Raw genomic sequence first — 23,388 nt, 5'->3', positions numbered from 1 at the left:
ACGGTTAAAACCGGGCTGGAATTCAGTGTGAGGGAAAGCCCCCGGCAACGGGGCTGAGGGTCAGGGGTAGATACCGCGATCCACTCTGGCAGAGAGAATACGCTCACAGGCAATTGCGTAAGCGGCAGTGCGAAGAGGCACGCCAAGCTGTTCTGATTTTTGCCAGACATCGTCAAATGCGCGGAGGATGATTGCGTCCAGTTTCTGGTAGATCTCCTCTTCAGACCAGTAGAAGCTTGAGAAATCCTGAACCCATTCAAAGTAGCTGACCGTCACGCCGCCCGCATTACAGATCACGTCAGGTAATACCGTAATACCGCGCTCATGCAGAATGTCATCAGCCTGGGGGACAGTCGGTCCATTCGCGCCCTCAAGGATCAGCTGACAGGAAAGTTGCTCTGCTCGCGCGGCGGTGATCTGCCCTTCCAAAGCCGCCGGAATGACAATTTCATAACTCAGCGTCCAGAATGCCTCACTCTCCAGCTGCCCGGCGTCACTGAAGCCGCGAATCTCACCGTTCCGCTGCTGCCAGGCAATCAACGCGTCGACATCAATCCCGTTTTCGTTAACCAGCGTTGCCGAATGATCCTGTACGGCGATTATTTTCGCGCCTTTACTGGCAAACAATTGCGCCGCAACGCTGCCTACATTACCGAATCCCTGAACACCAATACGCGCATTGTGGATTGACATCCCGAGTCGTTCGGCAGCCCTTAACCCGGTAACATAGACGCCTCTTCCGGTGGCCTTAACCCGTCCCAGCGATCCACCAAGATGAACCGGTTTGCCGGTGACCACGCCGGTTGTGGTGGCCCCAACATTCATTGAATAGGTATCCATCATCCACGCCATGACCTGGGCATTGGTGCCCACATCGGGTGCCGGGATATCCTGCTGAGGACCGATTATCAGGCCGATTTCAGAGGTATAACGTCGCGTCAGCCGCTCAAGTTCTTTGGTGGTCAGTGAGGCGGGATTAACTCTGATCCCGCCTTTCGCGCCACCAAACGGCAGATTCAGCGCGGCACATTTCACCGTCATCCAGGCGGAAAGCGCCATCACTTCTTCAAGCGTGACGTCCGGGTGATACCTGACGCCACCTTTGCCCGGTCCACGAGACAGGTTGTGCTGCACCCGGTAGCCTTCAAAATGTTTGACGCTGCCGTCGTCCATTTCGAGTGGAATATCCACAATCAATGCCCGCTTCGGGCGCATCAGGGTGTTAGCCCAGTATTCCAGCTCACCTAAATGGGGAAGGACTCTTTCCACCTGAGTAATAAAAATATTCCATGCAGAATCCTTATGATCATTTAAAAATGACAGTGTTTTCATTCAGCCTCCTGAATAAGACAATATGAGTTTTAGGGCACAAAAAAACCGACGATAAATGCCTATCGTCGGCGCTCCTGAGAGCTAAGTACTACGGCGAGGGTGACGACAGCGCTTCAGCGAATCAGCTTTTTATCACCGTACGGAGAATGTTCAGCGCTGTGTCAAATTGGTCATCGGGGATGGTTAATGGGTAAAGGAAGCGGATCACGTTGCCGTATTGCCCACAGGTCAGCAGCAGCAACCCCTGATCAAGTGCATTTTTCTGGATCTGCTGGGCAGTCGCTGCGGAGGGTTCGCCGGTTTCAGCATCACAAAACTCTGCCGCAATCATCGATCCCAGACCGCGAACCTGCGCCAGTTGCGGGCACGCCTCTTTGCAGTCCAGCAGCGCAACCCGTAAACGTTCGCCCAGCGCATCCGCGCGCTGGCAAAGCTTTTCATCCTGAATAATCTCCAGCACCGCATGCGCCGCAGCCACTGCCATAGGATTGCCGGCGTAGGTTCCGCCCAGTCCGCCTGGTGATGGAGCATCCATGATGTCGGCTTTACCGACAACGCCTGACAGCGGCATGCCGCCCGCCAGGCTCTTGGCCATCGTCATCAGATCGGGTTGATGCGCATAGTGATCCATGGCGAACAGTTTACCGGTACGGGCAAACCCGCTTTGTACTTCATCGGCAATCATAACAATGCCATGCTCGTCGCACAGATGGCGAATGGCCGCGATAAGCTCCGGCGGAGCGACATTAAAGCCGCCTTCCCCCTGCACCGGCTCGAAAATAATCGCTGCGACCTGGCTCGCATCAATGTCGGCTTTGAACAGACGCTCAATGGCGATCAACGCATCTGCGGTTGAGATGTTATGCAACTGAGAAGGATAAGGGACGTGGTAGACCGAACCCGGGAACGGACCAAAACCTTTTTTGTACGGCGCCACTTTTCCGGTCAGCGCCATCGTCATGTATGTGCGACCATGAAACGCCCCGCTGAAGGCGATGACGCCCGGACGGCCGGTATGGGCACGGGCAATCTTTATCGCGTTTTCAACCGCTTCCGCCCCGGTAGAAAAAAAGGCGGTCTTCAGCGGACCGGTAATCGGCGCGGCTGCGTTAATTTTTTCGGCCAGCGCAACGTAGCTCTCATAAGGTACAATCTGATACGCCGTATGCGTAAATGCCTGCAACTGCTGTTCCATTGCCCGAACCAGGCGTGGGTGCCGATGGCCGGTGTTCAGCACCGCTATACCCGCGGCAAAATCGATATAGTTATTCCCTTCAACGTCTGTCAGCGTGCTGTTTTCTGCCGACATCGCAAAGAAATTACACATCACGCCGACACCGCGCGGGGTCGCACTCAGACGACGCTGCTGGAGATTGTTATTACTCATGTTGATGCCTCATCGATTTCAATTTGTTTGTAATACGATGAATAATCTGTCAGCGTTTGGCACCTTTAACGAGAGCCAGAATGTTTTATTTATAGGATCCAAATGCGTTCAATTGCCGGAGATGTGATCAGACAAGCATTTTCCCAGTGTGAAGAAGGAAAACTGCATAAGCGGCTCTATATCGCCATCTCAGAGTCAATCCTGACGGGAAATCTCAACCCTTCTGCCCGCATGCCACCGACGCGCGATTTAGCAGAAGAACTTGAGCTGTCGCGCAACACGGTGCTGCGGGTTTATGAGCAATTGCAGGCCGAAGGCTATATTTCAACCCATCGCGGCAACGGTACGTTTGTGACCCATAGCGTGCTGGACAACCTCGATGCCCGACCGCTGCTAAGCGCGGAGGAGGCACCCGCGGAGGATCGTTCTCTTCTATCCGATCGCTGCCTTGAGCTTCTTCAGCATGCGAGCGCAAGTCCTCGCCAGTGGGGAGCCTTTCTGCCAGGCGTACCCGATGTTGTCAGCTTTCCCCATCGGGTGATGAAAAAAATCCACGATCGCCAGGCGCGCCAGCCGCTTCCGGAACATCTGACCTATGATTCGACTGGCGGCGCACACGTCCTTAAAGCCGCCCTGACCGACTATCTTCGCACCGCGCGTGGCGTGCGCTGTAGTCCCGATCAGATTCTCATCACAGAAGGCATTCATCAGGCGCTTGACCTGGTAACGCGCTCACTTTGTAATCCAGGTGATACCGCCTGGACGGAAGAGCCGGGCTACTGGGGAATAAAGAATATTTTGCGGATTAATGGTGTGGGCATTTTACCCATGCCGGTAGACGAACAGGGGCTGATACCGGCGGCAACTTCCGGAACTGCGCCAAAGCTGATGTTCGTCACCCCCTCACATCAGTATCCTTTAGGGTCTGTTATGAGCCTGAGCCGCAGACAGCTGCTTTTGTCCCTCGCCCGGGATAGCGGCAGCTGGATTATTGAAGATGATTATGACAGCGAGTTTCGTTTCTCCGGCCAGCCTATTCCCTCGCTACAGGGGCTGGAAGAAAACAGTCCGGTCATTTATATCGGTACATTCAGTAAAACCCTCTACCCCGCTCTCCGGCTTGGCTATGTGGTTCTGCCAAAAGCAATATCGGCGCCGCTTAAAAAGATGCACAGTGAGCTTTATCGGGGTGGTCATCTGCAGATGCAGGCCGCTTTAGCCGAATTTATCCGCGAAGGCTATTACGCGGCACATATCCGCAAAATGCGTCAGCTTTATGGACGCCGCCGGCAGGTCCTGGTGAGTCTTATCACCCACTACCTGGGCAATGACTATTCAGGTCAGCACAACAGTAATGCCGGTCTGCATCTTATTCTGCAGCTTCCCGTTGAAAGCGATGATGTCAACATTGCCCTTGATGCCAATAATGCCGGATTACTGGTTCGTCCGTTATCGCGCTACTTTGTGGGCAAGGCAACAACGCGAGGCTTACTATTGGGTTTTGCTCATATGGATGAAAAAGAAATTGAATCTGCTTTCGTCCGGCTGCTTGCAATTATACGTTCCAGCGCAGGACCGCATTAAAGCAGGATTAAAATGGGATAGCTGGTCGGACAGAAAGGTATCATTTTCATCGCTGCCCTGTTTTACAGTAAACTTACGCACATCTTTCGTGTATTTGCTGTCATGCTTTATCCGCTACGGAATAAAAACAGGCAAAGGGAGAATAGATGTAGCTCTTGCAACTATCCTGTTATCCTGAGTCAATAAACAGGCCTGTTGACAGGATGTCGGGGAAGCACTGCTTTTCGGATTTTCGTGGGTAAGACTATTGCTGATTACAAATAAAACCTCCGTTGATGGCTGGCGTACAGGTTGTTTGAACAACAGGCCTCGTTTGAATGGCTTGATTATAACTGGCACTGGCTGCGTTCAGGTTAGCCGCCTTTTGTTGCCACCCTGCCGCCGTTGATTGAGCAATAGCCGCGCAGTCTGAGGGTGAAATAGTTGCAATTCCTGCCAATTGTCTTGACTGCATCATGCGTGCAGCTTCAGACCCGCTGGTAAAGGTGTCTCCGCTCATGGCCTGACAAAGTTCATAATCTGAGGCATCTGGATTATTTGAACAACCAGCCAGCGCACTTAAAAATAACGTAATACAAATCAGTCTTTTCATTTTATATTTCCAGAATAGGTTCAGCAGTTAAATTATTCATCGGTTCAGCCGGATGAATATTCTTTATGAGTTCGTCGGTCGTCATTGATGAGCACTTATACACGCCCATAGATATGCAGGGTTACGTTTCTCACAGTTAGTCGCGTTATTCGGGAATTTTGAAAATTTTAAACAGGGAAATCTTCAACGTTGTGTGCCAGGAGGCCTGAGCCTCCCATCCTGCTGAGAGTGAAGCGCGACAAGCAGACAGTGACTCCGCTATTATGTCGCGTTCATCTTCTTAACGATAATCAGATGTCAGACGGCAGGCGCCCTTCTAAGCCTGCCGGTCCAGCGTCCTCTTTCATTCAGGCACTAAAAATTACCCGCAGCGCTGTGTCCACTACGCTGACCGCCCTGTCCTCGTCCGCCCATCGCGGAACAATGCGCATTACTACTGCCATTGTTGCGTGTTGATGCGGCTTCATTATGTGTGCCTTTATGCTGGCCGCCGTTGTTGTGTGAACTTTCAACCACGAAGACTTTTGCAATCACCGGGGCTGGAATATTGGTGACAATTGCCGGGACTTTGTTTACCGGTGTTAACTGTCCAACCGTGGGTGCGTTTAAGGTGTTTTGCGCGTCAATTGCAGCTTTAGCTTCGGCTTGAGCTTTTGTAGCGGCTAATGATTTGGCGGCCGCTGCAGCTTCAAGCGCCTGAATTTGCTGGTGTGCAATCTGAATATTGTCATTTATGGCAGCATATTTAGCCGCTGTCAGATCGCGCATTGCCTGCTGCGCCTGGCCTTCAGACACGGCGGCATATTTAGCCGCTGTCTGATCACGCATTGCCTGCTGCGCCTGACCTTCAGACACGGCGGCATATTTAGCCGACGTCAAAGCAGCCTGAGCCTGCTGGGCTTCGTGCTGTGCCTGCTCTGCTACCTGCGACATGTGGGCTGCCAGTTGGGATGCATGAGCGGCCTCAGATTCATGCTGCGCCAGTGAGGCAGCACGCGCGGCGTTTAATGCTGCATTCTGCGCTTCAGCGCGATCATGATTTGCCTGCACCAGTGCTTCACCGCGCGCCCGCGCTTCCTGCTGCATCTGTGCGTTAACTTCCGCCACGCCGCCCGCCACAATCTGCTGGCGGGTGCGCTGCTGATTGGCTTTTGTCAGTGCTTCACCGCGCGCCCGCGCTTCCTGCTGCATCTGTGCGTTAACTTCCGCCACGCCACCCGCCACAATCTGCTGGCGGGTGCGCTGCTGGTTGGCTTTTGTCAGTGCCTCACCGCGCGCCCGCGCTTCCTGCTGCATCTGTGCGTTAACTTCCGCCACGCCGCCCGCCACAATCTGCTGGCGGGTGCGCTGCTGATTGGCTTTTGTCAGTGCCTCACCGCGCGCCTGCGCTTCCAGCTGCATCTGTGCGTTAACTTCCGCCATGCCGCCCGCCACAATCTGCTGGCGGGTGCGCTGCTGGTTAGCCTTTGTCAGTGCCTCACCGCGCGCCTGCGCTTCCAGCTGCATCTGTGCGTTAACTTCCGCCACGCCGCCCGCCACAATCTGCTGGCGGGTGCGCTGCTGGTTAGCCTTTGTCAGTGCCTCACCGCGCGCCTGCGCTTCCAGCTGCATCTGTGCGTTAACTTCCGCCACGCCGCCCGCCACAATCTGCTGGCGGGTGCGCTGCTGATTGGCTTTTGTCAGTGCCTCACCGCGCGCCTGCGCTTCCAGCTGCATCTGTGCGTTAACTTCCGCCTCGCCGCCCGCCACAATCTGCTGGCGGGTGCGCTGCTGGTTGGCTTTTGTCAGCGCCTCACCGCGCGCCTGCGCTTCCAGCTGCATCTGTGCGTTAACTTCCGCCACGCCACCCGCCACAATCTGCTGGCGGGTGCGCTGCTGGTTGGCTTTTGTCAGCGCTTCACCTTTCCGAGCTTCATCACGCGCTTTTGCTTCCAGAGCAGTCTGCTGAAGCTGGCTGTCAAATTTTGAATTAACTATTCCGCTGAATCGCTGATTATGATTAATCTGCTCTTTCGTCTGGGCACTTAAACGACGGCTTACTTCATTTCGCTGATCGCCTTGTGCGACAGCATTCTGCAGACCTTCGTTAATCGTCTTCGCCTGCGCGGTAGCCTCATCCATTTTCATTTGTGAACCGCTGATAGTCAGGCCGGCGTTCTGTCCGTTAGCTGCCCATCCGTCATAGCCAGGGCGCACGGTATTTTGACTCCAACCCTGATTATCACCAGTGACTTGCGCAACAGCGTCAGGATTTGAAATATGTGGATTAGCTGATTCATCAATATGAGTCGGGGTAGATGCAATCAGAGGGTCTTGCTGAATAACGGCTGGCGGGTTAACGCTGGGTGTCTGAATAATGCCTTGATGTAAAGTTGCGTCCTGAAGCAGTTGATCCAGCAGCTTATGGGGTGCTGCATCGCCAATTGTTATTTTGGCCTGTTCTATTGAATCAGCATTCATCTTATCCAGAACAGCGCGAGCAGCATCCAGAGGAGCGTGCTGATTTACAGTGTTATTTAATGCAGCTCGTAGTGACTCAACTGCTGGATAATTCACGTTATTATAATTGATGGCCATAGCGCTAAACGAAGAAAAAAAAGCTAACATAACAGCAACAGAATTGATTTTTTTGTTCATTATCAGTTACCTGAATCAGGGTTTTTCGGCTGAAAATCTTTCAGTCTTATTTTTTTTCAGATATTAACGGGCCATAAATCCCCATTAAAATCTAAAAAGTAGCCACCTGGAAAATTCTCTCAGGGAAAAAAGTGAAAGCGATTACATCGGTGACTTTAAGCGGTGAGTGCCGCCTGTTAGGCGAAATCTAACCCTGAATGGGTAGGCTAAAATTGATCTTAATCAGTTTTGTTAAGCATAAATATGAATGCGATTACACGCACATTTCAATCCATTGTTTCGCAAAGAAAAATATTATGCAAAAAGTGCTATCTGAACGTTCGGATTAATCATTCATCCGGCAATAAAACCTGTGAAACTGACCGGAAGCGTGCCCACCTTTTAGCTCCCCCATTTATCCGAACAAATAACGACCTGAGTGCTGCCATTCCGGCTATCGGGCAGGATAAATTGAGGCAGTTATCCTGCATAACTGCCCTGTTCCCCTTCCCTGCAATGCCTCTATTTGCTTTCGCGACTGGCAAAGATGTTTGTCATTTGCTCAGCATTTTTCGTACCCCAGTTGCAAAGCGTGATAATGGCATCGGAGAGGCTGCTGCCAGGCGGGGTCAGTGAATAATCCACACGCGGTGGCACCTTCTTATAATCAGTTCGCAACAGCACCTGTTCGGCTTTTGGATCTTTCAACTGCTGAATATATCCATTCAGCTTTAACGCGGAAGCCTGTTCATTTTCACTCCCCGTTTTAGTGTTCTACCGAGACGGCGATTCTCTGCCTGATATCAGGCGCGCATTATCGTCTTGAAAAAATGTGCAGATGCTGTTCAGCGCGCCGGCTGAGTGTGGGCGGATAGCTGCGGTATGACTCGGTGAACTGACCGAAATGCATAAAAAACTCTGCCAGCTTTGGGTCGGATCATCTCGAAGAAACGGCAGCGTTCGCTTAACCCGACGAGCCAAACGACATCAATGTCGTCTCACGGGTTCCGACCGTGCGTGCGCTTCTTGTGATGGTGAGGAGATTAACAGTGGTCTCTCACCTGCTGTTATCAGCGGGATTAATCCCTCTTTGCCCCTTCCGCCTGCTTTAGTCCATCGCGATCATCGTGCCAGCCGGTTTGCAGAGGCGCTGCTGCGAGACCGGGTATGACATCAGCTCAGCGGCGGGAGCGGCCCGGCTGACGCCACCCAGACAGCTGCGTTTCATCTTAGCCACGCCGGTCGCAACCATTTTCGGTTAACCCGGCCACTATGGTTCATACTCAATGCTGCGCATGTCGTCGCATCGCGCCGGGCACACAGCGTGGACGCCCGGTTATCTGGCCGGGTGCAGCAAACGTCAGCACGATGCCGGTATCGGCGTTGCTATTCATAAAATTCGATTTTCAGGAGATTTCATGTGTTACGTCAGTTGATAAATTGAATAACGGGTAAGTCGGGGTGTTACGTGATTTACCTGCTGATAATCGTGAAAACAACGGTTACTGAATTTTTAAATTTATCTGACAGCCAAAGGTTGTTGACTGAATATAAGGGAAAATAATGCCGTTTATATTTGATGAGTTATCTGGCCTCCCGTCATGGGTACCTGTTGTATTACTCTTCTCTCTCTCGTTTGTATTGGGTTTTCTCGCACGTCTTATCCTTCTCAGGTTTATTCGCTACTGGCAGAGCCGTGACCGAAAACTGTTCAAATCTCTGGAAAAGCACCTTCGCGGTTCGATGTTTCTTTTTATTCCCCTACTGATGATCAATGTAGGGATTAATTACATTAACATTCATCCGGATCTGCTGGTCTTTATCACTAATAGCGTAAACGTTTTTATAATATTATCATTTTGTTCGGTGTTAATCCGGTTGACCAATGTGGCACAGGATATGCTCTATATCCGCTACGACATCAATATTTCGAATAATCTTCGTGCGCGTAAAATTCGCACGCAGATCATTTATGTGAAGAAAGTAGTGATCGTCATACTGGTGTTATTCTGCCTCTCTCTGATTCTGCTCAGCTTCCCTGGCGTCCGGAAATTTGGCACCACTATCCTCGCCGGTGCTGGCGTAGCCGGTATTATCATCGGTTTTGCCCTGCAGAAGTCGCTGGTCAATCTGTTTGCCGGTATTCAGATCGCTTTTACGCAGCCGATCAAAATTGACGATGCGGTGGTGGTAGAAAAAGAATGGGGCTGGATAGAAGAGATCAACCTGACGTATGTGGTGGTGCGAATCTGGGATTTGCGCCGGCTGGTGTTACCCATCACCTATTTTACAGAAAATCCATTCCAGAACTGGACGCGCAATAATGCCCAGATTTTAGGCTCAGTTTTTCTCTATGTTGATTATTCGATGCCGCTGGAACCGCTGCGACAGCATTTTGAAAAAGTGCTGAATGAAACCAAACTCTGGGATCGGGAAACTAAGGTGCTTCAGGTGACCGATACCACCGAAAAAACCATGACCATCAGGATGCTGATGACCGCGCAGAACTCCCCGATAGCCTTTGATTTACGCTGTCACGTGCGGGAAAAGATGATTGAATTTATTCAGCAAAATTACCCGCAGAGTCTGCCTCACGTCAGAGCCTCCCTGACCGATACCGCTCCTGAGAAACGGAGTGAGTCGCCGTCGTTTTAGATAAAAGTGGAAGGTACAGCGAGCTGCGTAAGCGTCAGGGCCGCTGTACTTTTGTTACTCACAAAACTGCCCCGCTCTGCTCCTCACGCCAGGTCTGACCGGAGCAGACGGCCGCCAGCCTGATTGATATGACCGGCGGCTGTTATGCGGGAGCTTTATCAGCGAACCTGTCAGTGCCTCGCTGGTGATCGACAAAAGCGTGATGACCTGCCCGTCTGTACCTACCAGACACGCACTTTGGCCATGCCGGAATGCTCCGCCTCTTAGCGTAATCTCACCCGGCGGGATCAGGTGCAGAACCAGCCCCTGGGATAGTGCTCGCAGATAAAGTCGACAAACACCTTAACCTTTGGGCTCTGGAGCCGGCGCGAAGTATGCAGCACCCAAAGTTCTGTCAGGCTTCCCGCCTCCCCCCAGCAAACAAGCTCCCCTTTCTCCAGCTGACTGCTGACAATAGACTGCGGCAGCATGGCCGCTCCGGCGCCGGCCATAACGGCATCACGGATCGTCGGCAGGGAAGAAAGGCTCATCACTGGCTGAGGTGCAAAACATCGCTCCCCGACGGTCCAGAGATCGCCGCGGGTATAGGTGGACATGACGATCGCCGGGATCGCTGCCGGATTTTCCGCATCGCCTGATGGCATGGTAAGCCCAGGCGCAGCCACCAGCACTATCCGGTCTCTGGCGAAGCACCTGCCAACCAGCGAACTGTTTTTCTGCGGATTGATGCGGATAGCCACGTCAAAGTTCTCATCAACCAGATCGCTTACCCGATTCTCAGAAATGGCTTCAATCCGGACATCCGGGTAACGAAGATGAAATTCAGCCAGAAGCCGCCCCAGCGCCAGTTGCGAAAACAGTAACGGCGCAGCAATACGCAGGCAGCCCGACGGGTTTGCTGAGTGCTGCCGCGCCGCCTCAGCCGCTTCATCAATCTCTCGTAAGGGTCCGGCAGTGCGGGACAGAAGCTGTTCACCCGCCTCGGTGATTTTCAGCCGGTGGCCGCCGCGTTCAATAAGACGGACACCCAATTCCTCTTCAAGCTCTGCCAGCCTGCGCGAAAGCGTCGCTTTTGGCCTGCCGCTGGCGCGACTGGCTGCGCCAATGCCGCCCCAGACGGCAACCAGATGAAAATCTTTTAAAGCATTAATATCCATAGGTGTCTCATTTATGGAACAAACCATCCTGATATTAGCATCTTACCAGGCAAAACGGATCGATGTAGGGTTGATTCACACCAACCCAATATTACGGAGTGACGATCATGACAATTCTTGTTACCGGAGCGACTGGCCGCGTGGGCCGCAATCTTGTTGACCAGCTTATCCGCCGTGGCGCTGATTTTCGGGTCCTGGCCCGCGACCCTGCAAAGGCGGGCTTTGCTGACAACGTGCAGGTGGTTAAGGGGGATTTACTGGATATCGATTCCCTGCGCGCGGCATTCAGCGGCATCCGAACACTTTTTTTACTGAATGCAGTCGTGGCCGATGAATATACCCAGGCGATCATCACACTCAATGTTGCCCGTGAGTGCGGTGTTGAACGGGTGGTTTACCTGTCGGTAATGGGTGCCGATGTTGCGGTCAATGTGCCTCATTTCGCGGTTAAATATGGCGTCGAACGGATGCTGAAAGAGATGAACTTTAGCGCCACCATTTTGCGGCCGACCTATTTCATCGACAATGAAGTGATGATTAAGGATGTCATCATCAATCACGGCGTATATCCGATGCCGATTGGCAGTATTGGCCTGGCAATGGTGGATACACGGGATATCGCTGAGGTTGCGGCGATTGAACTGATGCGTCGCGACCAGTCCCGCGAGAAGCTGCCGGTTGAAACCATTAACCTTGTCGGCCCTGATACGCTGACGGGTGAAGATGTTGCTGCGATCTGGCGCGATCTACTGGGCCGTCAGGTCATCTACGGCGGCGACAATCCGGCAGCGTTTGAGGCAAGCATGGCAGAGTTTATGCCTGCGTGGATGGCGTATGAAATGCGTCTGATGGCTGAGCGCTACGTCAGCGAGGGAATGCGCCCTCTGGATGGCGACAGAGAGCGTCTGGTCACGCTGCTTGGGCGTCCGCTGCGTTCCTATCGCGACTTCGTTACCGCTCTCGTCATCCGGTAAATAACGCCTTCACTCTGCGGGTGCAGACCTGATGACAGGCTGCCCCGTAGTGTTAAACAGCCTGATAGTTCATCGCCACTCAGCGCCTGTCCGGCATGATGAAAAGCCAGTGTAGCGCTGGAGGCGATTTTTCATCCTTTGCCGACCGAAGCGCGGCAACGTGGTGTAACGCCAGCCTCACCCTGTTCAGACGGTTAACGGGCTGGATAGCAGACATCCTCGCTCAGACCGGCAGTCGCGCCTGAAAGCGCCGCTGCGATGGTCATCGATCGGTATGAAGGGGTTATGATCCGTATCCGGGTTGAGGCGAGCACGCGTCCTGATGATTGACTCACGCAGACATGGCTGCAGGTGCTCATTGTTCACTGAAGTCAGTACAGTCAGCGTTCAGTGCTGCGCTGACTCTCCCCCGCATAGGAACCGGCTGTTTTAGCCGAACGCATAGGGCCGCAACAGCAGATGCGAGCGTCTTAACTATCCTGCCTGCGCGCTTATAGGGCAAAAACGAAGCTGTTGTCGTGGACATTCAGGTTAGTGCTCGCCCGGACAGTCTGAGTTGAGCGAAATAACTGAATGATACGGCCTGTTCACCTCTGTTTCTGGCTTCTCCTGTCCCCCTCTTCATTCACTGTAATCAGTGAACACATTCTCCGCGAATCTGTAACGCAGTTATCCGTACAAACCGGCTGACGATTATGCCTTTATGAATGTAACGATATATAATCATCTATTTTTCAGAAAGTTACTTATGAACTGACCTCTCCGAACCGGGTTCCCCATTCGGTTTAATCCCATCCTGCTAACAACACCGCAGGAAAGGTTAAAGCAAAGATATTGCATTAAGGACGCCCTGCCCGTATACCTGATTAAAGCTAATCCTTTGCATTAAGGTATCGTTCATGACAGCCATCCAGCCCGTTCTGCCCCCCCAGTCTGCTGCGCGCCTGACGCTTTTCAGCTTCACTGGCGCGGTACTGATTTCTGCCACCAGCAGTGCCCCGACACCGCTTTATCCGCTCTACCGCACGCTGTTTCATCTCAGTCCGTCGCTGCTCACCGTGATATTTGGCGTCTACGCGTTCGCCTTACTGGCGGCGCTGCTGACGGTGGGAAAAATCTCTGACTATACCGGCCGTCGGCCACTGATGTTGCTGGCGCTGGCGCTTAATAGCGTGGCGCTGATGATTTTTATCTGTGCAGATTCTGCCGCGGTTTTAATCGGCGCCCGTCTGGTTCAGGGCTTTGCGACCGGTATCGCCTTACCGACCTTTGGTGCCACTCTGATCGATGCCAATAAACATCGTGGTCCGTTGCTCAACTCAGTCACCGCGTTTCTGGGAATGACGCTGGGCACGCTGGCAGGCAGCATACTGGTCACTTACGCTCCCTTCCCTACCGTCACGCTCTATGCGCTATTGTTGCTGGCGATGCTGGTGACGATGGCGCTGTTACCGCTGATACCCGAAACCATTTCACCCCAGCCGGGCGTACTGGCTGCACTCCGGCCGCAGGTGATGATCCCGCGTCGGGCGCTCGGGCCGTTGTTGAAAGTCGCACCGGTGAACATTGCAACCTGGATGCTGGGCGGATTCTATCTCTCATTAATGCCGACGCTGGTGATCAGCGCTACCGGTCTGACTTCACCTTTTGTTGGCGGCAGCGTGGTGGCGACCCTGATGCTGAGTGCGACCGCCGCAGTGTTTATCTTCCGGTCGTTAGCACCGGCGCGAGCGCTGTTTATTGGTACGTTGATGCTGACAGCAGGCGTCAGTGTCACGCTGACTGGTGTTGGTTTGCATAGCGTCGCCTGGCTCTATCTCGGCACTGCCATAGCGGGACAGGGATTTGGCTCAATCTTTTCAAATGTGCTGAAGATTATTATGCAGCTGGCGGAAAGCCATCAGCGCGCCGGGTTGTTCTCTGCTTTTTTAATCAAAAGCTATCTCGCCTTCGCCGTGCCGGCGATTCTGGCAGGTATCGCCGCGCCACACATTGGCCTGACCCAGACCGCGTTTCTTTATGGCATGACGATAGTGATACTGGCGCTGGTGTCGCTGCTGGCGGTGCGATCCGGTTCATTTGCCAGCACGGCACAATCCTGAGGAGTGGGCTGATTGACGTGCCGCCCGCCGGGGCGTCATTCACAAACGGCGATTATCATTTACACTCAACGGGTTGATTCACTGAGCGCTGTCGAGGCGTAACGCCATAAATATCATGCCTGATTCCCGTTCTGATGATGCTTTAGCGCTGTTTTCACCCGCCACACGGCGCTGGTTCTCCACCGCCTTTGACGCACCCACGCCGGTGCAGCAATCGGCATGGCAGGCTATTGCCAGCGGTCAGCACTGTCTGGTGATTGCGCCAACCGGCTCGGGGAAAACTCTGGCGGCCTTCCTGACCGCAATCGATTCGCTGTTCCAGTTACGCACCGGGCAGCCTGCGCCTGATCGCCAGACCACCACCCGCATTTTGTACATATCGCCGGTTAAAGCGCTGGCGGCTGATGTGCAGCGTAACCTCAATGTGCCGCTGGCCGGTGTGGTTGCCGAACGTCAGCAACAGGGCGAGCCAGAGATAACACTGCAGGTCGGGATGCGATCCGGCGATACGCCCAGCGCGGAGCGGGCAAAACTGCTGCGACGGCCGCCGGACATTCTGATTACAACCCCGGAATCGCTGTTTCTGATGCTGACCTCAAAAGCCCGCGACACCTTGCAGGGCGTCACCACGGTGATTGTAGATGAAGTGCATGCGGTAGCGGGATCAAAGCGCGGCTCTCAACTGGCGCTCAGCCTTGAGCGGCTTGATGCCTTACTGCCGCAGCCCGCTCAGCGCATTGGCCTGTCCGCCACGGTACGCCCGGTCGAACGGGTGGCGGCATTCCTTGGCGGCTGTCAGCCGACCCAGGTGGTAAATCCCGCCGCTGGCCGCACCTTGCATCTCAGCATTGAAGTGCCGGTGACCGACATGACCGATATCGCCAGCGATCCGAAACCCGATAGCGTGGCGGGCGGATCTATCTGGCCCTACATTGAGACACGCATTCTGCAGCTGGTCATGGCGCATCGTGCCACGCTGGTGTTTGCTAACTCACGCGGGCTGGCAGAAAAACTGACCGCGCGGCTGAATGAACGCTACGCGGCGACGCAGCCAGCGGAAAGACAGCCGCATCCGGCGCAGCAATATGACTCCTTTTCCGGCGGCAGCCAGAATCGCAGCGACAGCGCGCCTGCCGTTATTGCGCGCTCCCACCACGGTTCAGTGTCGAAAGAGCAGCGCAGTGAAATCGAGTCGGCGCTGAAACAGGGCGAACTGCGCTGTGTGGTGGCGACGTCGAGCCTGGAACTTGGCATTGATATGGGGCCGGTCGATTTGGTAATTCAGGTCGGCGCGCCGTTGTCCGTGGCCAGCGCGCTGCAGCGGGTTGGCCGGGCCGGACACCAGGTTGGCGGAGCCTCGACCGGTATCCTGTTTCCCCGTACCCGCCGCGATCTGCTTGACGCCGCCGTGACGGTACAGTCGATGCAGAACGGTCAGCTTGATGCCCTTTCGCCGCCGCGTAACCCGCTGGACATTCTGGCGCAGCAGACGCTGGCAGCGGTCGCTATGGAGCCATTGCAGGCGGATGAATGGTTTGAACGAGTGCGGCGTGCCGATCCGTTCCGCACCCTGTCACGCCGCGTGTTCGACGCCACGCTGGATATGCTGGCCGGCAAGTTTCCCTCGGATGATTTCGCTCATCTGCGTCCCCGCCTGGTCTGGGATCGCCAAAGCGGCCTGTTAACGGCGCGGCCCGGCACCCAGCATCTGGCCGTCACCAGCGGCGGCACCATTCCCGATCGCGGCATGTTCAACGTCATTCTGCCGGAGGGCGAAGAGCAGTCAGGATCGCGCCGGGTCGGCGAGCTGGATGAAGAGATGGTGTATGAATCGCGGGTGAATGACATCATCACCCTCGGCGCAACGTCATGGCGGATCCAGCAGATAACTCACGATCAGGTAGTGGTGGTGCCAGCGCCAGGCCGATCCGCACGCCTGCCGTTCTGGCGCGGCGAAGGCATTGGCCGGGCTGCCGATGCGGGTGCCAGCCTGGCGGTTTTTTTGCGTCAGATTGATAGCGCAACGCCCGTCGAGTCACAACGTTATCTGCGTTCACTCGGGCTGGATGACAATGCGGTCAACAATCTGCTGTCGTTACTGGCAGAACAGCGCGCCGCCACCGGCGTTCTTCCCAGCGACCGCACCTTAGTGCTTGAGCGCTGCCGTGATGAAAGCGGTGACTGGCGAGTGATCCTGCATTCACCCTGGGGACAACGCATCCATGCGCCCTGGGCGCTGGCGATTGCGGCACGTATTCAGCAGCACCTCGGCATGGATGCGTCCGTGGTCGCCAGCGACGATGGCATCGTTGCCCGTTTTCCCGACAGCGAAGGTCGGGTGCCAGGCGCGGAACTGTTTGTGTTTGATGCCGATAACCTGACGCAGCGTGTTTCTGACACCATCGGCGGCTCAGCACTGTTCGCTGCCCGCTTTCGTGAATGCGCTTCCCGGGCGTTACTGCTGCCGAGACGCAATCCGGGTAAACGATCTCCACTCTGGCAACAGCGTTTACGGGCCGGCCAGCTGCTGGAAGTGGCTCGCCAGTATCAGGATTTCCCAATCCTGATTGAGACCGCGCGCGAGTGTCTGCAGGATGTGTACGATTTGTCCGCCCTGCACCGTCTGATGAATCAGATACAGCAGGGAAGCGTGCAGTTTGTTGAGGTCACAACTGACGTTCCCTCGCCGTTCGCGGCGCCGCTGCTGTTTGGCTATGTGGCAGAATTTATCTATGCCAGCGATGCGCCACAGGCAGAGCGCCATGCCTCTTTACTGGCGCTCGACAGTCACCTGCTGGGTGAACTGCTGGGTCAGACCGATAAAGGTGATTTACTGGCTCCCGCCGTTGTCGGACAGGTCGAGCAGGAGTTACAGCGGCTGGACCCACGTTATCAGGCTCAGCATGCCGAAGGCATCGTCGATCTGCTGCGCGAACTCGGCCCGCTGTCGCGAGCTGAAATTGAAGCGCGTTTCCACGGCGATCGGCAACATGTGGCGGCGGCGTTACGGCAGTTTACCGCGGCACAGCGGGTCATTCCGGTCACCCTTGCCGGTGAGGCGCGCTGGGCGGTGGTGGAAGATGCTGCCCGTCTGCGCGATGCGCTTGCGACCATCATCCCTGATAATTTGCCTGCTACCTTTTTACAACCGCTGCCCGATCCGCTGCGCGATTTAATCACCCGTTATGCCCGTACCCACGCCCAGTTCAGCGCGCAGCAGCTTGCCGATCGCTATGGCGCAGGCGTCGCGGTGATCAACAGCGCACTGCAGCCGTTACGCGAACAAGGCAAACTGCTGCACATGAGTAGCGGAACCAGCCCGGCTGGCAGCGTCTGGGTCTCATCCGACATTTTTAAACGGCTTCGGCTACGTTCACTGCAATCAGCACGCGAGGCGACCCGCCCGGTCCCTCCCACTGCCTGGGTGACGTTACTGCTGGAGCGACACGGCGTACTCAATCCGGCGGCGGCCTTCACCCGTGAGCCGTCTCCGGTTGCCCAGGCTGTTTACCAGGATGTCGACGGACTGGCGCGGGTGATTGAGCAGCTGGCGGCAGTGGCGCTGCCGGCATCGCTGTGGGAGTCGCAGATCCTCCGCGCCCGCATTCGCGATTACCAGCCAGCGATGCTTGATGAGCTACTCGCCAGCGGTGACGTGATCTGGTGTGGGCATAAGGCACTGGGTAACAACGACGGTCTGGTCTCGCTGCATCTGAGCGAGTTTGCCGCTGAGACCTTGCCGCCATTCGATTCAGCACAACCGCTGACAGCATTACAGCAGGCGATCCTGGAGGCGCTCAGTCACGGCGGCGCGTGGTTCGCCCACGAGATTATGGCAAAACTCGACGGGCCGGAATCGCCGCCGTCCGCTGAGGTTTATGCCGCGCTGTGGCAACTGGTGTGGCAGGGCGCGATCGCCACCGACAGCTGGATAGCGTTGCGCGGACTGCTGGGATCGTCTGGCGCGACACGTTCACGGCCGACGCGAACGCTGCGGACCCGTCACGGCCAGCGCTTCACCCCGTCCGCGCTGCCGGGGCGGGGTCCCGGGGTCAACACTATTGCCGGTCGCTGGTCACGTCTCACTCGCCGGGAAATCTCGCCGACCCGACAGGCGCTCGCGCTGGCGGAAAATATGCTCGACCGCTATGGCGTCATCAGCCGTGGTAGCGCGATTTCAGAACAGATCCCAGGCGGCTTTCCCGCGTTACAGCCGGTATTACGCGGTATGGAGGATGCCGGACGGATTATGCGTGGGCGCTTTATTACCGGCGCTGGCGGCACGCAGTTCGCTGACGCCGTGACCATTGAGCGACTGCGTGAACTGGCGCAGCAACCGGCGGAAACCACCGCAGCCGTGGCGCTGGCGGCGATGGATCCGGCGAATCCGTTTGGCGCGACGCTGGGCTGGCCGCTTCATCCGAGCGGAGTACGTCCGGTGCGACGTCTGGGCGCGCGGGTGGTGATCGCCGCTGGCAAGCTGGCTCTGTATCTGCCGCAGGGCGGAAAAGATCTGCTGCTTTTCACCGATGATGACGCGCAACAGCATGCCGCCATCGCCGCACTGGCGGTGGCACTGAAACGCGAAAAATCGCTGAGCTTTACGCTGGAAACGGTTAACGGTCAGCCGGTGTCGCAGTCGCCGTTACTCAGCGTGCTGCGCCATGCTGGCTTTTCGCGGGTGCCACAGGGATTTAGCTGGTACGGCTGAGATTATCTTCACGAACAAAATCGATAAAAGCCTGTAACGGTGCCGGAATTAACCGGCGATCGTGGTAATAAAGCCACGGCCCGGAGAAGCTGAGCCACCACGGCTGTAGCAACGGTTCCAGTTTGCCGCTCTCAAAAGCGGGTCGCAGCCACTCTTCAAACAGATAAACGATGCCGCTACCGGCCATCGCCGCCTCAACAGCCAGATCGACTGCGCCACCGACACTCACCACCAGCGGCCCGCTAACCTGCACGCTCAGGTTGGTGCCATCCCGGCTGAACTCCCAGTCCGGCATCACGCCGCTGGCGTAACGGCCGCGCAGGCAACGATGATCGATCAGATCGCGCGGATGGGTCGGACGCCCCTTTTCAGCCAGATAATCGGCAGAGGCGGCCGCTGCAAACCGCTGAATCCGGGGGCCAATCGGCAGCGCCACCACATCCTGCTCCAGCCGTTCATCGTAGCGAATGCCGGCATCGCAGCCGTCGCGGAACACATCCTGAACGTTACTTTCGGCGACAATCTCCAGCTGAATATCGGGATAACGCCGCAGAAACGCCGGGATCAGCGCCGGCAACACCAGCCGCGTGGCGCTCACCGGTACGTTCAGCCGCAGCGTCCCACCGGGTGTATTGCGATAAAGATTGATCGCATCCAGCGCGGCATTGACCTCATTCATCGCCGGTAGCAGGCGTTCCATCAGCGCCCTGCCCGCTTCCGTTAACACCACCGTGCGCGTGGTGCGATGAAACAACCGGATACCGAGCTGCTGCTCTGCCCGGCGCACCGCCTCGCTCAGGCGTGAGGCGTTACTGCCGCTCACGCGAGCCGCCTCGCGGAACCCGCCAGCTTTCGCCACCGCCACCACCGCTTCCAGCAACGCAATATCCACCGCCATTGTGCAGTACTCCGTACAGTCTGTGCCGATTTCACCGGATAGTTGCACAGCTGAATCACCGTTACAATCAATCTACATTCACGCAGGAGGTTTCCATGTCATACACCACCATGACGTATCAGCTGGGCGATCGTGTCGTTAACCGTTTAGGCTACGGTGCTATGCAACTGGCTGGACCGGGCGTCTTCGGCCCGGTCAAAGATGAAGCGCGGGCCATTCAGGTGCTGCATGATGCCGTTGCCGCAGGGGTTAATCATATTGATACCAGTGATTTTTACGGCCCGCACGAAACCAACAAGCTGATCCGAAAAGCGTTGCATCCTTACCCACAAGAGCTGTGCATTGTGACGAAAGTCGGCGCCCGACGGGATGATAAAGGAGGCTGGCTGCCAGCGATGGAGCCGGAAGCGCTGACCCAGGCGGTAGAAGATAACCTCCGTCATCTGGGACTGGATGTGATCGAGGTGGTGAATCTGCGCAGCATGTTTAATGCCGCGAAGCCCAAAGAGGGTTCGCTGGAACCGGAGCTGGCGGCATTGCTGGAACTGCAATCGCGCGGACTGATCCGGCATATCGGTCTGAGCAACGTGACGCAGCAGCAGATTGCCGAGGCGCAGACCATGACGCCGATTGTCTGCGTGCAAAACATGTATAACCTGGCAAATCGTCAGGATGATGCGCTGGTCGACCAGCTGGCACAACAGCAGATCGCCTACGTGCCATTCTTTCCGCTGGGCGGTTTCTCACCGTTGCAGTCGACCCAACTGAATGAAGTTGCCACGTCGCTGAATGCCACGCCAATGCAGGTGGCGCTCGCCTGGCTGCTGCGCCGTTCGCCCAATATTCTGCTGATCCCTGGCACCTCCTCACCTGAGCATTTGCAGGAGAACCTCGCCAGCGCCCGTCTGACCTTAACCGATGAGATTATGGAAAAACTTAACGGCATCTGAAACCGCTCGCCAGTTTTTTTGCCGCTGGAATGCCTCAGAAGCGCCTGAGGCATTCCGTCAGCTGCGGCCGATCGCTACAGCTGATGTGATGATCGATTCTGTCGATCATATAGGGATAAAACGGATTCGATGTGGCACGCATAATCGAGTCGAGGCCGACAATCAGCACCGCACTCTCGCCGCGCAGCGACAGGGTGCCAAAGCTGATGCCGAACTGATTTTTTTCTGCCGGCTCACTGCCATATAACCCATCCTGTGGCGGAAACGGGATCGCGACGTGCGATAGCGAATAGAGACCGGCCGGGTAATTAATCGCCAGCGGTTGCGTCTGTTCAATGGTCTCACCGGCACGCACGGTTTTAGTCACCATCTTTAGCGAGGTTGCTGAGGCGTTGGTAATCACCGTTGAGGCATATAAACGTCGGGCAGCCGGCAGCAATTGATTAACGGCAGTGTAAGAGGAGTGACGGAACAGCGGGCTGACGCTGACCGCCTGATTGATATCGAACAATACCAGCTCACTGCCGTTATCCGGCAAATAATTATACAGAGAGCGGATCACCGACGGAGTGCTGACGGTCGAGTCCATTACCGACTGAAAGGTCAGCACCGGCGGGAAATCCGCCAGCTGCTGACTGCGCGCTTCCTGCGCAATCTGCTTTTGCAGCGCCTGGGTGAGTAAATAGGTCTGGCGGGCCGCGTGTACCGGAAAGGAGTTGTATTTGAAGGGATTGAACTCCGGCACAATGTTAAGCCAGGCGGTTTTGGAAAAAGCAGGAAAGATGGAAGGCAGCCCGGCGATACCGGCAAACCTGGCGAAGCGGGTTACCCCAATCATCGGTGACAGCAGGATCAGCTGCTGCGGGCGGCGTAAATGGTGATCGGTCAGGGTGTCGAGGGTGTATTTGACCGCCAGCGCCCCGCCGTTTGAAAATCCAACCAGATGCAGCGGCGTGTTCTCACCGGCCAGCCGGGTCGCTTCGCGTACCGCTAACCGCGTGGTGGCCAGCCAGTCCTGCCAGTCCACATCGGTCAGGCCCGCCGGGACCGTGCCGTGACCGGGTAACCGCAACGCCACCGCCACATAACCCTGCTGCTGATAGGCTTCGGCTACATGGCGCAGGCTGTAAGGACTGTCGGTCAGGCCGTGCAGTAATACCACCGCACCTCGCGGTACTCCTGCCGGTCGCAGCACGTAAGAACGGTTCCAGTCACGCTCAAAGCTTTCTGGGTAGATCATGCTGTGGGCGTAGTAACGATTGAGCGGCGTTTTCTCATCCGCCTCCAGCTTGTCGCTGACCTGCCGTTTCATCTCATCGAACAGCCGGTTCTCTGCCGTCAGGTAATCGGCGTAGCTGGCGTGATCGAGTTGCCCGACGCTTAACTCATGCGGGACCCAGGTGTGCCAGCGGTGTAATTCAGGTCCGCGCCCGGCCTCATAGACCCGAAGAATCAGCAACAGTATCAACAGCAGCGCGGCACCGAGGGTGATGCGTCTGGCCCAGCGGGCAATAATAGTTAATGTCCTGCTCATGCATCCTTTCCTGAGAAATTAAAATCCATAACGGAACCAGGCAAATAGGACATTGCCGTTGTTATAGGTACCGGGAATATAGGTGAACTGCAGATTAAGTGCCTTATAACCTGCAGAGAACAGCGGCAGTACGATCGGCAACGGAATATATCCGCCGAAATCATCGCGCGCCGTAATACCTGCGGTCAGTCCCGCGCCCAACCGGAAGTCCTGACTTGCGCCCGGATACCAGCCTTTTTCCCAGCCATAACCGACAATCGGCTGCCATTTATTATGCGAGTCTTTAAACGCCATCGCATATAACGCACTCCAGTTGCCGCTGTCGTTGTAACGTGAAATCCCCAGGCCACCGCCCCACGGCATCTCGTTATAGTGGTCAGTTTTCTCTTTGTCATACATGAAGCGGGCATGCCAGCTGATAAACGGCAGATATAGATCGGTGTGCTGCGGCTCATTCCACGTTGTGGCGACATCATCCGTCACGCCGTCCCACCACGAGGAAAGTGATGAAACGGCGGTTTCAGCATAAAGCGGCCCGGCGGCCAGCGTCGAGGTAAGCAATACCGTTGCAATGGCAGTTTTCATGGCAGGTCCCTTCAGCGCACGCAGCTCATGTCGAATCAGTATAGCGCAGCGCCTGAGATGCAGATTGTCAGCGGTCATGCTTCGCTTACTTCGCTGCTGAGCCAGGTAATACCGGTCAGCATCCGCCGCGACGATCGGCCAGCAAGCAGAATTTCAGGCTGAAATCGCCAGCGATGCGCGAATGTTAAATGGTGCTGCTCTACTGATTACAGTGAATGTAAGACAGAGGAGATACGTGGTGCCGGCCAGCTATGACGCGGCTACCGCGCATCAGAGCAAAAAAAACCGGACTGGGTTCAGTCCGGTTTTGC

Annotated in this window: 14 protein-coding genes and 1 pseudogene; 6 read left to right on the top strand and 9 right to left on the bottom strand. The window is 55.7% G+C overall.

Translation table 11 applies throughout. From position 1 onward, the window contains the following. Positions 1-60 precede the first annotated feature (60 nt). Both AC6I8I_RS20035 and puuE read right to left on the bottom strand, forming a co-directional pair. Entirely contained in the window at positions 61-1,332 is a 1,272-nt protein-coding gene (locus tag AC6I8I_RS20035) for a Glu/Leu/Phe/Val family dehydrogenase (protein ID WP_312055562.1), read from the bottom strand. A gap of 121 nt (positions 1,333-1,453) precedes the next feature. Beyond that, positions 1,454-2,719, bottom strand: coding sequence for a 4-aminobutyrate transaminase (puuE, locus tag AC6I8I_RS20030; RefSeq protein ID WP_312055561.1), 1,266 nt, complete (start codon positions 2,717-2,719; stop codon positions 1,454-1,456). Between the two features lie 102 nt (positions 2,720-2,821). On the opposite strand from puuE, the gene pdxR reads away from it, so the two are divergent. Beyond that, the gene (pdxR, locus tag AC6I8I_RS20025; protein WP_312055560.1) at positions 2,822-4,303 is read left to right on the top strand and encodes a MocR-like pyridoxine biosynthesis transcription factor PdxR; all 1,482 of its coding nucleotides are present in this window, start codon (positions 2,822-2,824) and stop codon (positions 4,301-4,303) included. 244 nt (positions 4,304-4,547) lie between these two features. Here pdxR and AC6I8I_RS20020 read toward each other — a convergent pair whose 3' ends face one another. From AC6I8I_RS20020 to AC6I8I_RS20010, 3 genes and pseudogenes are all read right to left on the bottom strand, one after another. Beyond that, positions 4,548-4,895, bottom strand: coding sequence for a hypothetical protein (locus AC6I8I_RS20020; protein ID WP_497828789.1), 348 nt, complete (start codon positions 4,893-4,895; stop codon positions 4,548-4,550). 354 nt (positions 4,896-5,249) lie between these two features. Beyond that, positions 5,250-7,022, bottom strand: coding sequence for a coiled-coil domain-containing protein (locus AC6I8I_RS20015; RefSeq protein WP_497828788.1), 1,773 nt, complete (start codon positions 7,020-7,022; stop codon positions 5,250-5,252). A gap of 1,011 nt (positions 7,023-8,033) precedes the next feature. After that, positions 8,034-8,228, bottom strand: a pseudogene (locus tag AC6I8I_RS20010) (winged helix-turn-helix transcriptional regulator); the annotation flags it as partial. An 846-nt stretch (positions 8,229-9,074) separates the two neighbouring features. Here AC6I8I_RS20010 and AC6I8I_RS20005 point away from each other — a divergent pair. After that, positions 9,075-10,166 (top strand): mechanosensitive ion channel family protein, encoded by a 1,092-nt coding sequence (locus AC6I8I_RS20005; RefSeq protein ID WP_497828787.1) that lies wholly within the window; start codon positions 9,075-9,077, stop codon positions 10,164-10,166. A 287-nt stretch (positions 10,167-10,453) separates the two neighbouring features. On the opposite strand, the gene AC6I8I_RS20000 is transcribed toward AC6I8I_RS20005, so the two are convergent. Next, positions 10,454-11,323 (bottom strand): LysR family transcriptional regulator, encoded by an 870-nt coding sequence (locus AC6I8I_RS20000; RefSeq protein ID WP_497828786.1) that lies wholly within the window; start codon positions 11,321-11,323, stop codon positions 10,454-10,456. A 107-nt stretch (positions 11,324-11,430) separates the two neighbouring features. On the opposite strand from AC6I8I_RS20000, the gene AC6I8I_RS19995 reads away from it, so the two are divergent. The 3 genes from AC6I8I_RS19995 to AC6I8I_RS19985 all read left to right on the top strand — a co-directional run bounded on the left by AC6I8I_RS19995 (position 11,431) and on the right by AC6I8I_RS19985 (position 19,110). After that, positions 11,431-12,297: an SDR family oxidoreductase gene (locus AC6I8I_RS19995; RefSeq protein WP_497828785.1), complete on the top strand. Its 867-nt coding sequence runs from the start codon at positions 11,431-11,433 to the stop codon at positions 12,295-12,297. Positions 12,298-13,205: 908 nt separating this feature from the next. Continuing rightward, entirely contained in the window at positions 13,206-14,399 is a 1,194-nt protein-coding gene (locus AC6I8I_RS19990; protein WP_497828911.1) for an MFS transporter, read from the top strand. Positions 14,400-14,514: 115 nt separating this feature from the next. Beyond that, a complete protein-coding gene (locus AC6I8I_RS19985) occupies positions 14,515-19,110 on the top strand; it encodes an ATP-dependent helicase (protein WP_497828784.1) in 4,596 nt (1,531 codons plus the stop codon). On the opposite strand, the gene AC6I8I_RS19980 is transcribed toward AC6I8I_RS19985, so the two are convergent. After that, positions 19,094-20,008 (bottom strand): LysR substrate-binding domain-containing protein, encoded by a 915-nt coding sequence (locus AC6I8I_RS19980; RefSeq protein WP_497820705.1) that lies wholly within the window; start codon positions 20,006-20,008, stop codon positions 19,094-19,096. The two genes, AC6I8I_RS19985 and AC6I8I_RS19980, sit on opposite strands and share 17 nt — an antisense overlap. Before the next feature lie 95 nt (positions 20,009-20,103). Here AC6I8I_RS19980 and AC6I8I_RS19975 point away from each other — a divergent pair, with 95 nt between their 5' ends. Then, on the top strand, positions 20,104-20,958 hold the full coding sequence (locus tag AC6I8I_RS19975; protein WP_497828783.1) for an aldo/keto reductase family oxidoreductase: 855 nt from the start codon (positions 20,104-20,106) through the stop codon (positions 20,956-20,958). Between the two features lie 34 nt (positions 20,959-20,992). Here the strand turns inward: AC6I8I_RS19975 and AC6I8I_RS19970 are convergent, their stop codons facing one another. Both AC6I8I_RS19970 and pagP read right to left on the bottom strand, forming a co-directional pair. Continuing rightward, positions 20,993-22,492, bottom strand: a complete 1,500-nt coding sequence (locus tag AC6I8I_RS19970; protein WP_497828782.1) for an alpha/beta hydrolase — start codon at positions 22,490-22,492, stop codon at positions 20,993-20,995. Between the two features lie 18 nt (positions 22,493-22,510). After that, complete coding sequence (pagP, locus tag AC6I8I_RS19965; RefSeq protein WP_497820703.1) at positions 22,511-23,077, bottom strand: lipid IV(A) palmitoyltransferase PagP; 567 nt, start codon at positions 23,075-23,077, stop codon at positions 22,511-22,513. Positions 23,078-23,388: the final 311 nt, after the last annotated feature.

The organism is Pantoea sp. X-Soil-YNGN-775 (assembly GCF_059730575.1).
The sequence above is the reverse complement of the archived record's forward strand: the minus strand, read 5'-3'. Positions and strand labels throughout refer to the sequence as shown.